At 59.3% G+C, this 12503-nt stretch carries 10 protein-coding genes; 5 read left to right on the top strand and 5 right to left on the bottom strand.

Translation table 11 applies throughout. The annotated features are described in order from the left end of the window. Positions 1–180 precede the first annotated feature (180 nt). Together MA884_RS06455 and tag are read right to left on the bottom strand one after the other, a co-directional pair. Positions 181–1068, bottom strand: a complete 888-nt coding sequence (locus MA884_RS06455) for a lysophospholipid acyltransferase (RefSeq protein WP_256229604.1) — start codon at positions 1066–1068, stop codon at positions 181–183. Between the two features lie 42 nt (positions 1069–1110). Beyond that, a complete protein-coding gene (gene tag, locus MA884_RS06450) occupies positions 1111–1668 on the bottom strand; it encodes a DNA-3-methyladenine glycosylase I (protein ID WP_256229603.1) in 558 nt (185 codons plus the stop codon). 81 nt (positions 1669–1749) lie between these two features. Here tag and glyQ point away from each other — a divergent pair, with 81 nt between their 5' ends. The 4 genes from glyQ to MA884_RS06430 all read left to right on the top strand — a co-directional run bounded on the left by glyQ (position 1750) and on the right by MA884_RS06430 (position 6158). Beyond that, positions 1750–2703, top strand: a complete 954-nt coding sequence (glyQ, locus tag MA884_RS06445) for a glycine--tRNA ligase subunit alpha (RefSeq protein WP_003177094.1) — start codon at positions 1750–1752, stop codon at positions 2701–2703. Beyond that, the gene (glyS, locus tag MA884_RS06440; protein ID WP_139048703.1) at positions 2700–4754 is read left to right on the top strand and encodes a glycine--tRNA ligase subunit beta; all 2055 of its coding nucleotides are present in this window, start codon (positions 2700–2702) and stop codon (positions 4752–4754) included. The genes glyQ and glyS overlap by 4 nt, the downstream gene beginning before the upstream one ends. Before the next feature lie 4 nt (positions 4755–4758). Then, positions 4759–5298 (top strand): D-glycero-beta-D-manno-heptose 1,7-bisphosphate 7-phosphatase, encoded by a 540-nt coding sequence (gene gmhB, locus MA884_RS06435; RefSeq protein WP_256229738.1) that lies wholly within the window; start codon positions 4759–4761, stop codon positions 5296–5298. An 80-nt stretch (positions 5299–5378) separates the two neighbouring features. Further along, positions 5379–6158 (top strand): 1-acyl-sn-glycerol-3-phosphate acyltransferase, encoded by a 780-nt coding sequence (locus MA884_RS06430; RefSeq protein WP_256229601.1) that lies wholly within the window; start codon positions 5379–5381, stop codon positions 6156–6158. Between the two features lie 207 nt (positions 6159–6365). Here MA884_RS06430 and MA884_RS06425 read toward each other — a convergent pair whose 3' ends face one another. After that, a complete protein-coding gene (locus tag MA884_RS06425; protein WP_256229600.1) occupies positions 6366–7883 on the bottom strand; it encodes a PAS domain-containing sensor histidine kinase in 1518 nt (505 codons plus the stop codon). A gap of 281 nt (positions 7884–8164) precedes the next feature. On the opposite strand from MA884_RS06425, the gene MA884_RS06420 reads away from it, so the two are divergent. Then, positions 8165–8899 (top strand): response regulator transcription factor, encoded by a 735-nt coding sequence (locus MA884_RS06420; protein ID WP_256229599.1) that lies wholly within the window; start codon positions 8165–8167, stop codon positions 8897–8899. Between the two features lie 66 nt (positions 8900–8965). Here MA884_RS06420 and gyrB read toward each other — a convergent pair whose 3' ends face one another. Together gyrB and recF are read right to left on the bottom strand one after the other, a co-directional pair. Further along, positions 8966–11383, bottom strand: coding sequence for a DNA topoisomerase (ATP-hydrolyzing) subunit B (gene gyrB, locus MA884_RS06415; RefSeq protein ID WP_214916211.1), 2418 nt, complete (start codon positions 11381–11383; stop codon positions 8966–8968). A 5-nt stretch (positions 11384–11388) separates the two neighbouring features. Beyond that, on the bottom strand, positions 11389–12492 hold the full coding sequence (recF, locus tag MA884_RS06410; protein WP_003196148.1) for a DNA replication/repair protein RecF: 1104 nt from the start codon (positions 12490–12492) through the stop codon (positions 11389–11391). Between the last annotated feature and the right edge of the window lie 11 nt (positions 12493–12503).

The following is a 12503-nucleotide window of genomic DNA, read 5'->3' as shown; positions in this document are numbered from 1 at the left end:
ATCACAAATCCCTGTGGGAGCTGAGCTTGCTCGCGATAGCGGTGGGTCTGCTTGCATCGATGTTGAATGGTCCGCCGTCATCGCGAGCAAGCTCGGCTCCCACATGGGTTCTTGGGTGTTTACAGATCCTGCATTCACCCCAAATCCCAAGCAGCCCCGCTCATAGGAAGCAGCAGGCCTTCAGTACCAGCGCGCCTCACCCGGCGGACGTTTCTTGAAGCGTTTCATGCTCCACATGTACTGGCTCGGGTAGGCCCGCACATAACGCTCCACAACCTGGCTCATGGCGGCGCAGGCGGTTTCGGTGTCGGTGCTGTACATCGCGTCCGGGGCAGCTTCAAGGATGACTTTGTAGCCGGAGCCGTCCGGCAGGCGCAGGGCGTGGAGGAAGACGCCGACGGCTTTGCCGCCGGCGAGCATGTTCGGTACGAACTTGCTGGTCAGGGCCTGGGTGGCGAAGAAGGGCACGAAGATGCCGGCGGATTCGGACGGTTCCGGGTCGGCAGGGATGCCCACTTGGCCGCCCTTGCGGACCTCTTTGATGACGCTGAGGATGCCTTCTTTGGTAGACGCGGCGACTTTGTTGCCTAACTGCACGCGCTGTTTGCGCAGCAGTTCATCCACCGCCTTGAGCTTGGGAGGGCGGTAGAAAATGATCGGTTTGCACTGGCTGCAGTAGAAGTGGTTGAGCACTTCCCAGTTGCCCAGGTGGCTGGTGATGCCCACCACGCCTTTGCCGGAGGCCAGCGCTTCTTTCAATACCTCCAGGCCTTCGACTTCCCGCACCAGATCGATGGAGCGCTGGGCCGGCCAGATCCAGGCGCAGGCGCTTTCGGTCAGGGATTTGCCGATGTCCTTGAGGCTTTGACCCACCAGGCGTTCGCGCTCGGCCGGATCCATCTCGGGGAAACACTTGGCGAGATTGATCCGCACCACGTCGCGGGAGCGGTTGGGCAGCTTCCACATGAGCCAGCCAATGGCCGAACCCGACGCCTGCACTGCGCGCCAGGGCAGCAGCGCAAACAACCGCAGAGCGCCGACCAGCAAGGCGCCTTTCAACTTATCCACAGGTCACTCCTGAATTCATGGGCGTGTTGCGAGCCGGCTATTCTACCCGCCGTTTGCCAGCTCGGCGTAGCGGTCGCAGTCTTGGGTGTGGTCCATGACCATTCCCGAGGCCTGCATCAAGGCGTAACAAATAGTCGGGCCGACGAAGGTGAAGCCGGCTTTTTTCAGGCCCTTGCTCATCTGCACGGCCTGGGGCGTGATGGCCGGCACTTCGGAGCGGTCCTTGAAGTGGTTGATGACCGGTTTGTCGTCCACGAACGACCAGAGAAACGCCACCGGATCTTCCAGGGCCAGCCAGGCTTGGGCATTGCGCCGCGCCGCGTTGAGCTTGAGGCGGTTGCGGATGATGCCGGGGTCGAGCATCAAGTCATCGATTTCCGCATCGCTCATCTGCGCCACGCGCTGCACGTCGAAGCCGAACAACACTTCCCGATAGCGCTCGCGTTTGCGCAAAACGGTGATCCAGGACAACCCGGCCTGGAACCCTTCGAGCAAAAGCAACTCGAACAAACCCTGCGCATCGCGCAGCGGCGTGCCCCACTCCTGATCGTGATAAGCCATGTACAAAGGATCGTCAGAACACCAAAAGCAGCGTGGCATAAGGCTCCAGGGGGCGTGCGCACGAACGAATCGGGTATACTCCCGCTCTTTAAATCGCAGCCCAAGAAACAGGTGAATTTCGTGAGCCAGCCTACGCCAGCCGTGCGTACCTTCCAAGACTTGATCCTCGCCCTCCAGCAATACTGGGCCGAGCAAGGTTGCGTGGTACTTCAGCCCTACGATATGGAAGTAGGCGCCGGCACTTTCCACACTGCCACGTTTCTGCGTGCCATCGGCCCGGAAACCTGGAACGCCGCTTATGTGCAACCCAGCCGCCGCCCGACTGACGGCCGCTACGGCGAAAACCCGAACCGTCTGCAGCACTACTACCAGTTCCAGGTGGTCCTGAAGCCGAACCCGGAAAACTTCCAGGAGCTGTACCTGGGCTCGCTCAAGCATGTGGGCCTGGACCCGCTGGTGCACGACATTCGTTTCGTCGAAGACAACTGGGAATCGCCAACCCTGGGCGCCTGGGGCCTGGGCTGGGAAGTCTGGCTCAACGGCATGGAAGTGACTCAGTTCACTTACTTCCAGCAGGCGGGCGGTATCGAGTGCTACCCGGTGACCGGGGAAATCACCTACGGCCTGGAACGCCTGGCCATGTACCTGCAAGGCGTGGATTCGGTCTACGACCTGGTGTGGGCCGACGGCCCGTTCGGCAAAGTGACCTATGGCGATGTGTTCCACCAGAACGAAGTGGAGCAGTCGACCTACAACTTCGAACACGCCAACGTCGAGAAGCTGTTCGAGCTGTTCGATTTCTATGAAAGCGAAGCCAAGCGCCTGATCGAGCTGGACCAGCCGCTGCCGTTGCCGAGCTATGAAATGGTGTTGAAGGCGTCCCATACCTTCAACCTGCTGGACGCACGCCGGGCGATTTCCGTAACCGCGCGCCAGCAATACATCCTGCGTGTACGCACCCTGGCGCGTTCCGTTGCGCAAGCCTATCTGCTGGCCCGTGCCAAGCTGGGCTTCCCGATGGCGACCCCGGATTTGCGTGATGAAGTGTTGGCTAAGCTGGAGGCTGCACAATGAGTGCTCAAGATTTTCTGGTTGAACTGGGCACCGAAGAACTGCCACCCAAAGCCCTGAACACCCTGGCCGATGCGTTCCTGGCCGGTATCGAGAAAGGCCTGCAAGCCGCTGGCCTGAACTTCGAAGCCAAGCATGTCTACGCCGCGCCGCGTCGTTTGGCCGTGCTGATCACCGCCCTGGCGACCCAGCAGCCGGACCGCAGCATCAACCTCGACGGCCCGCCACGCCAGGCCGCGTTCGATGCCGACGGCAACCCGACCCAGGCCGCCCTCGGTTTCGCCAAGAAGTGTGGCGTGGACCTGAGCGAAATCGACCAGAGCGGGCCGAAGCTGCGCTACAGCCAGAGCATCAAGGGCAAGCCGACCGCCAGCCTGTTGCCGACCATCGTCGAAGATTCCCTGAACGACCTGCCGATTCCCAAGCGCATGCGCTGGGCCGCACGCAAGGAAGAGTTCGTGCGTCCGACCCAATGGCTGGTGATGCTGCTCGGTGACCAGGTCATCGATTGCACGATCCTGGCCCAGAAGGCCGGTCGCGATTCCCGCGGCCATCGCTTCCATCATCCGCAGAGCGTGCGCATTACCTCGCCGGCCAACTACCTGGCCGACCTGCGTGCCGCCTACGTGTTGGCCGACGCCAACGAGCGTCGCGAACTGATCAGCAAGCGCACCGAAGAGTTGGCCACCCAGCAGGAAGGCACCGCCATTGTGCCGCCAAGCCTGCTGGACGAAGTGACCGCCCTGGTGGAATGGCCGGTGCCGCTGGTGTGCTCGTTCGAGGAACGTTTCCTTGAAGTGCCCCAGGAAGCGCTGATCACCACCATGCAGGACAACCAGAAGTACTTCTGCCTGCTGGACGCCGAAGGCAAGTTGCTGCCGCGCTTCATCACGGTCGCCAACATCGAAAGCAAGGACCCGCAGCAGATCATCGCCGGTAACGAGAAAGTCGTTCGTCCGCGCCTGACCGACGCCGAGTTCTTCTTCAAGCAGGACAAGAAACAGCCCCTGGAAAGCTTCAACGAACGCCTGCAGAACGTGGTGTTCCAGGAAAAACTCGGCAGCGTCTATGACAAGGCCGAGCGCGTTTCGAAACTGGCCGCATTCATCGCTCCACGCATCGGTGGCGACGCTCAGCGCGCAGCCCGTGCCGGCATCCTGTCCAAGTGCGACCTGTCCACCGAAATGGTCGGTGAGTTCCCGGAAATGCAAGGCGTTGCCGGTTATTACTACGCCCTCAACGACGGCGAGCCGCAAGACGTGGCCCTGGCGCTGAACGAGCAGTACATGCCCCGCGGTGCCGGCGCTGAACTGCCCACCACCCTGACCGGTGCGGCCGTGGCCATCGCCGACAAGCTCGACACCCTGGTGGGTATCTTCGGCATTGGCATGCTGCCCACCGGCAGCAAAGACCCGTATGCCCTGCGTCGCGCGGCGTTGGGCGTGCTGCGGATCCTGATCGACAAGCAACTGGACCTGGACCTGAACGACGCCGTGGCGTTCGCCGTCAACGCGTTCGGCAGCAAGGTCAAGTCTGCCGGCCTGGCCGATGCGGTGCTGGAATTCATCTTCGACCGCCTGCGTGCGCGTTATGAAGACGAAGGCGTCGATGTCGCCACCTATCTGTCGGTGCGTGCCCTCAAGCCCGGTTCGGCCCTGGACTTCGACCAGCGCGTACAAGCGGTGCAGGCTTTCCGCCAACTGCCGGAAGCAGCAGCGCTGGCAGCGGTGAACAAGCGTGTGTCGAATCTGCTGAGCAAGGCCGAGCCTACAATTTTCGCCGTACCTGAGGCGCGTTACTTTGATAACGCCGTGGAGTTCTCTCTCAACTCGGCTATCCAGCAGGCATCTACGTCCGTGCAACCGCTGATGGAAAAGCGCGAGTATGCCGAAGCGCTGGCACGTCTGGCAGCACTGCGCGATCCTGTCGATGCGTTCTTTGAAGCCGTGATGGTGAATGCGGACAACGAAGATGTTCGCAAGAATCGCTATGCGCTGCTGGCGCGCCTGCGCGGCTTGTTCCTCAATATTGCCGACATTTCCATGCTGGGTTGAGGGGCTGCTGTTGAAACTGCTGATTCTCGATCGGGACGGAGTGATCAACCACGACTCCGACGCTTACATCAAATCGGTTGAGGAGTGGTTGCCGCTCCCCGGTTCGATCGAAGCCATCGCGCAGTTGAGCAAGGCCGGCTGGACGGTGGCAGTCGCCACCAACCAGTCTGGCATTGCCCGCGGTTACTACGGCCTCGCGGCCCTTGAGGCCATGCATGAGCGCTTGCGCGCGTTGGTGGCCGAGCAGGGCGGTGAAGTCGGGCTGATCGTCTACTGCCCGCATGGGCCGGATGAAGGTTGTGATTGCCGCAAACCCAAGCCGGGCATGTTGAAAACCATTGCCACTCACTACGATGTAACGCTGGCGGGTGTGTGGTTCGTCGGCGACAGCCTCGGTGACCTGGAGGCGGCCAAGGCCGTCGATTGTCAGCCAGTTTTGGTAAAGACCGGCAAAGGCGAGAAGACTCTGGGCAAGACCCTGCCGGTGGGCACCCTGATTTTTGACGACCTGGCGGCGATTGCCGCTGAACTTATCCACAATTAGAGCTCCCAAGACATCCTGATCAAGGACTGTTCGGGAAGCGCTTAAACAGTCGGGCACTGCCCGCAACGGTAAATGCCGCTATGTCGATATTGCAGGCCATCAGATCCTTTCTCTTTTACCTGCTGCTGGGCACCAGTTCCTTGTTGTGGTGCACCTTGAGTTTTTTTGTAGCGCCTTTCATGTCGTTCAGGACGCGCTACCGTTTTATCAATGTGTACTGGTGCCGGTGCGCGCTGTGGCTGAGCAAGGTTTTTCTGGGTATACGGTATGAAGTGAAGGGCGCCGAAAACGTGCCTGACCGACCGTGCGTGATCCAGTCCAACCATCAGAGCACCTGGGAGACGTTCTTCCTTTCGGCTTATTTCGAGCCGCTGAGCCAAGTGCTCAAACGTGAACTGCTGTTTGTACCTTTCTTCGGCTGGGCCATGGCAATGCTGCGCCCCATCGCCATTGATCGCGACAACCCCAAGGTTGCCCTCAAGCAAGTGGCGAAAAAAGGTGATGAACTACTCAAGGACAAGGTTTGGGTACTGATCTTTCCGGAGGGTACGCGTGTTCCCTACGGGACGATTGGCAAATTCTCCCGCAGTGGCAGCGCCTTGGCGGTAAACGCGGACCTGCCGGTGTTGCCGATTGCACACAATGCCGGCAAGTTCTGGCCCAAGGGTGGCTGGCTCCGGACCCCTGGCGTCATCACCGTGGTGATCGGCAAACCCATGTATGCCGAAGGTAGCGGGCCGCGCGCCATTGCCGAACTCAATGACCGCGTACAAGCCTGGAATGAACAGACACAACGGGAGATGGGTTCACTTCCTCCCACCTCCGCTGCACCGGCCGCCACGGATCAGATCGCTGTTTGAGATCTGTGGATAACCTGTGTACCGTTTCTTCTGAAACCGTTGCTTTTTTATGTTAACTCTATGTTTTTTATATATATTTCTTAAAAACATAAAAATTCTAAAAAGGTGCATAAGTTTTTATAGCGCCCCAAAAAAGATCGCCGCTTACCGTAGCACTGGCCTGGATTGAGATATCACGCGAGCGCTGCCGGAGGTCGCGATCTTTTTTCATTCTTCCTGCAACGGAAATCTCAAACTGAAGGTTGTGCCTTCGCCCACCACACTACGACATTCGATCTTTCCACCATGACGGTCCACCACGGCCTTGACCATCGACAGTCCCAAACCAACGCCATCCTCCCCATGAGCCGACGAAAACCTTCGATACTGGCTGAACAAATCCGGTAGCTCCCGCGCACTGATGCCTTTGCCTTGGTCGGTGACATTGCAAGTCAGCCAACCCTGCGCGCAACCAACCTGTAGCGAAATACAGGTGTCGGGCGGACTGTACTTGATGGCGTTTTCCAACAGATTGAACAGCGCACGGGTCAGCAAGGATTGATCGGCACTCATCACGGCTTCTTCATTGTCCATTTCGTGACTCAATTGGATGCGCTTTGCCTGGGCAATGGCCGATGCCTGGTCGACTACATCCAGAACCAGCATGGCGAACAGCGTCGGCTGGAATTGGTACGCCTCGGATTCGGCCTTGGCCAATTGCACAAAGCCGTCAGTCAACTCCAGGGCCCGACGCACCTGACGCTCGATCTGATCGAAGAGCGGATTATTGCCGCCCGCCTGATGCCGGTGCACATCCAGCAGGGCCAGGATCGCCGAGTGAGGCGCGCGCAAATCATGGGACAAAAAACGCAGCATGACGCTGCGCTGCTCTTCTGCTTCGCGCTCCACGCTCAGGTCGATGAGGCTTAGTAACCAACCAATCGGCGCATCACCGTCGACAGGCAGTAGCGGGGCCCGTTCCAGGCGCAGGCTTCGTTCCCGGCTGTCGCGAAACTCCACCAATGGCAATGTGGATAATCGGTGAGACGCCCCACGTTCCAGTCCCGGGTAACCCAGCTGTGCGAGGTGCTCCAATACATCGCCTCCCGCCAAGCCATGGCCGAAGAGATCACGGGCCTTGCGGTTACCCAGTAATATCCTGCCTTGGGGATCGCTGATCATTGTCGCCACTGGCAGGTATTCGAGGCCATCGGCAATGAAGCGTCGAGTATCTCGGGTGCGCCCCATGGCTTGTTCCAAGGCCATGATCTGGCCCTGCAAGCGGTCACTGCCTGTGTAGGGAGCACGGCGTCGTTCAGGAAAAACTTTTGGTTCGGCATCCAGGCGCGCCAATTCCCAGCCAAAGTAAGCCAGCACCACGCTCAGGCGCCGCCAGTTCCAGATCAGATAGCCAAACATTACGCCCAACACACTCGCCATGGGCGACCACCACCAACCTTCAGCCCCCAGTACGACACTGATCAGCAGGGCCGTGCTCATTCCACCCACTGTCGTCCATAGCGCCAGGCGAGGACGAAACAATAGCAACCCCAGCACGACGGCGACCACAAGCACCGACAACAACGCCGCCCCTGGCCCGTGGCGAGTAGGCTGGGTACTGAACGACAGCAGCGCTGTGAGCGGCAACAGAAGCAGACTTATCCACAACCATTCCCGCACCAATTGGCGAAACATCCGTTGGACTTGGGTCGGTTCACGGCTTTCACGCCGGCGCTGGTTGCTCATAAGCACCCTGACAGAACAAAAGAACGAGAGATTTTTTTCATGGGGGTTGCGCGCCACACCGGCAGGCTGAAGGCCAAAGACTATAACGGAGTCGATGGGTGGCGCGCTGCTGTCTTTCCCTGCGCGTCATGAGCCGGTATTGTCACTGCCAGCGACAGGGGACCTGCAACCAGACAATTTATCGGCCTGCCGAGGTTATACCGAGCCAGTGGAATATTTGTTCAGATTGCGTGGCCACCCTGATGATGTCCGTTACTCTCGAGATCAAGGAATCGCATCCCATGCGTGTCGCCATACTGGATGACGAACCGGCCGAGCTGCGCCGGGTGGAACAGACACTGCAACAAATCCCCAACAAGGGCGAACAAGCCTGGACCCTGCACAGTTTCGAACGCGGTGAAGACCTGCTGCGGCAGCTGCGCCGGGAAACCTTCGACCTGTTGATCCTCGACTGGCAATTGCCTGACATCAGCGGGTTGTCGCTGCTGCGCTGGACGCGCGAGCACATGGACTCGCCACCGGCCGCCATCATGCTCACCAGCCGCGACGGTGAGCACGATGTCGTCCAGGCCCTCAATGCCGGAGCCGACGATTACGTGAGCAAGCCGTTCAGGCCCAACGAACTCAAGGCTCGAGTCACCGCCGTTTTACGTCGCCATAACCTGCAACGCACTCCAGCCAGCGATGTGCTGGTATTCAACGACCTGGAATTCGACGATGCAGAACTGACTGTCACCCGCGCCGGCATCCCCATCAGCCTCACTGAACGGGAATACCGCCTGGCCCGCTGCCTGTTCGCCAACCTGGGCCGTCCGCTGTCCCGGGAGTATTTCTATGAACGCTTCTGGACCCACGAGGAAATGACCTCGTCGCGCCCGCTCGACACCCACATCTACCGTCTGCGCAACAAACTCGGGCTGACGGCGGATCGGGGTTGGCAGTTGCTGACGATTTATGGGTATGGGTATCGGTTGGAGAGTGTGGCGGCGGGGAGTGAGGCGTCGGTGGCGAGTTAGGGAAAACGAGCGAAAAAAAGGCCAACGCATGTGCGTTGGCCTTTTTCGTTGAGCGGGGTGGCTGGATCAGAAATCCAGGTTAGACACCGCCAACGCATTGCTCTCGATGAAGTCACGACGAGGCTCGACCGCATCACCCATCAGGGTGTTGAAGATCTGGTCCGCGCCAATGGCATCTTCGATGGTGACTTTCAGCATACGGCGCGAGCCTGGGTCCATGGTGGTTTCCCACAGCTGGTCAGGGTTCATTTCACCCAGACCTTTATAGCGCTGGATAGTGTGGCGCTTGGTGCTTTCGGCCATCAGCCATTCAAGGGCTTCCTTGAACTCGGTGACAGCTTTCTTGCGCTCACCGCGCTGGATGTACGCGCCTTCGTCCAACAGGGTGCTCAGTTGCGCGCCCAGGGAGACGACAGTCTTGTAGTCATTGCTGCCGAAGAAGTCGCGGTTGAAGGTGACATAGTTCGACAGGCCGTGGGAGATCAGTTCGACCTCTGGGAGCCAGACGTTACGTTCACGGTCTTCACGCAGGCTGGCTTTGTACACCAGGCCAGACTTCTCTACGGTGCGCAAACGAACTTCGTACTGGGCCAGCCAATCCTGCATCGCAGCGTGATCGGACAGCTGTTCCATGCTGACAGCCGGCAGGTAGATGAAGTGCTCGGTCAGCTCCTGAGGGTACAGGCGCGACAGGCGCTTGAGGGTCTTCATCACCAGACGGAAGTCGTTAACCAGGCGCTCGAGAGCTTCGCCGGAAATGCCCGGGGCCTCTTCGTTCAGGTGCAGGCTCGCATCTTCCAGGGCCGACTGCGTCATGTACTCTTCCATGGCGTCGTCGTCTTTGATGTATTGCTCTTGCTTACCTTTCTTGACCTTGTACAGCGGAGGCTGGGCGATGTAGATGTAGCCGCGCTCGATCAGCTCAGGCAACTGACGGAAGAAGAACGTCAGCAGCAGGGTGCGGATGTGCGAACCGTCGACGTCGGCGTCGGTCATGATGATGATGTTGTGATAACGCAGCTTGTCGATGTTGTACTCATCGCGGCCGATGCCACAGCCCAGCGCAGTGATGAGCGTGCCGACTTCCTGGGAAGAGATCATCTTGTCGAAGCGCGCCTTCTCGACGTTCAGGATCTTGCCCTTGAGCGGCAGGATGGCCTGGGTGCGGCGGTTGCGGCCCTGCTTGGCGGAACCGCCAGCAGAGTCACCTTCCACGAGGTACAGCTCGGACAGGGCAGGGTCCTTTTCCTGGCAGTCGGCCAATTTGCCCGGCAGGCCGGCGATGTCCAGCGCGCCTTTGCGGCGGGTCATCTCACGGGCCTTGCGCGCGGCTTCACGGGCACGAGCGGCGTCGATCATCTTGCCGACCACCAGCTTGGCTTCGTTGGGGTTTTCCAGCAGGAAGTCAGAGAAGTACTTGCCCATTTCCTGTTCGACTGCGGTCTTCACTTCGGAAGACACCAGCTTGTCCTTGGTCTGGGAACTGAACTTCGGATCTGGCACCTTCACCGAAATGATCGCCGTCAGGCCTTCACGGGCATCGTCACCGGTGGTGGCGACTTTATGCTTCTTCGCCAGGCCTTCCTGCTCGATGTAGTTGTTCAGGTTACGGGTCAGCGCCGAACGGAAGCCCACCAGGTGAGTACCGCCATCGCGCTGCGGAATGTTGTTGGTGAAGCACAACAGGTTCTCGTTGAAGCTGTCGTTCCACTGCAGGGCGATTTCTACGCCGATGCCATCTTCGCGCTGGACGTTGAAGTGGAACACCTGGTTGACCGCAGTCTTGTTGGTGTTCAGGTATTCAACGAATGCACGCAGACCGCCTTCGTACTTGAACAGCTCTTCCTTACCGCTGCGCTCGTCCTTGAGGACGATGCCGACGCCGGAGTTGAGGAAGGACAGTTCACGAATCCGCTTGGCCAGGATGTCCCAGCTGAAGTGGATGTTCTTGAAGGTTTCGCTGGAAGCCTTGAAGTGAATCTGAGTGCCGGTGGTTTCGCTGTCGCCTACGATCGCCATCGGCGCCTGAGGCACACCGTGGATGTAGGTTTGTTCCCATATCTTGCCACTGCGGCGAACGGTGAGAACAAGCTCCTCGGACAGTGCGTTCACGACCGATACACCTACGCCGTGCAGACCGCCGGAAACCTTGTAGGAGTTGTCATCGAACTTACCGCCGGCGTGCAGCACGGTCATGATGACCTCGGCTGCGGAAACGCCTTCTTCCTTGTGCACGTCTACCGGGATGCCACGACCGTTGTCACGAACAGTGATGGACTCATCCGGGTGGATGATGATGCTGATGTCATCGCAGTGGCCGGCGAGGGCTTCGTCGATCGAGTTGTCGACCACCTCGAACACCATGTGGTGCAGACCGCTGCCATCGTCGGTGTCACCAATGTACATACCGGGACGTTTGCGTACGGCATCCAGGCCTTTCAGCACTTTAATGCTCGTTGAGTCGTACGTATTTTCTTCGCTCAATGCCTTCACTCCCGATGGTCGTGGGTCTGGGTGATACGGCCCTGTTCCACGTGGAACAGAGCAACTGGCGTTTCCGTCTGCCAGCCTTCCCTCAATAATTCGTGATCTACACAGGTGATAAAAACCTGGCAGCGTAAGTCTTCCAGCAAGCGGCAGAGTGCGCGGCGGTGGGCTTCGTCCAATTCGGACGGCAAGTCATCCACCAGATAAATACACTGACCGCGTCGAGCCTGGCTGACCAAATGGCCCTGGGCGATACGCAAGGCACACACCACCAACTTTTGCTGCCCCCGAGACAAGATGTCCGCGGCATTATGTGCGCCCAATCTAAGGCGCAAGTCAGCACGTTGCGGTCCAGCCTGGGTATGGCCCATCTGCTGGTCCCGCTGCAGCGAGCCAGCCAGTACGGTGCTCAGCTCCCGGTCCTTGTCCCAGCCTCGGTAATAGCTGAGCGTCAGGCCCTCAAGCTCAACCAGTTCGCTCAAGGTCTGCTCAAACACCGGTTTCAAGGCTTTGATGTAAGCGCGGCGGTATTCATCAATTTCAGCGCTGGCCTGGCACAGCTCCCTGTCCCAAACCGCTTGCGAAACGGCGTCAAGTGTACCATGTCGTAGCCAGGAATTTCGCTGACGCAGCGCCTTCTGCAAGCGTTGCCAGGTGGTCATGAAACGCGGTTCCACGTGGAACACACCCCAGTCGAGAAATTGCCGACGAATCTTCGGCGCTCCCTCCAGCAAACGGAAACTGTCCGGGTTAATCAACTGCAGCGGCAGGATCTCCGCCAGTTGCGCAGCGCTGCGGGCATTCTGCCCATCGATGCGGATCTGGAACTCGCCTTGCCGGTCCCGCGATATCCCTAGGGCGCTATGGCCGCCTTCTGCCAGCTCCACCTGTCCGAACACCGTGCATGCCAGTTGATCGTACTGGATGACCGGTAACAGACGGGTGCTGCGAAACGAACGAGCAAGCCCCAGCAGGTGAACAGCTTCCAGAACACTGGTTTTGCCGCTGCCGTTTGCGCCGTAAAGGATATTGATGCGGGGGGAAGGGGAGAAGGTCACCGGGTGCAGATTGCGCACCGCGGTGACCGAGACACGACTTAAGGACATCTAGCTTCTGC

The organism is Pseudomonas sp. Q11, assembly GCF_024494355.1.
GTDB lineage: Bacteria > Pseudomonadota > Gammaproteobacteria > Pseudomonadales > Pseudomonadaceae > Aquipseudomonas > Aquipseudomonas hefeiensis.
This window is presented reverse-complemented; position numbering and strand designations above follow the sequence as displayed.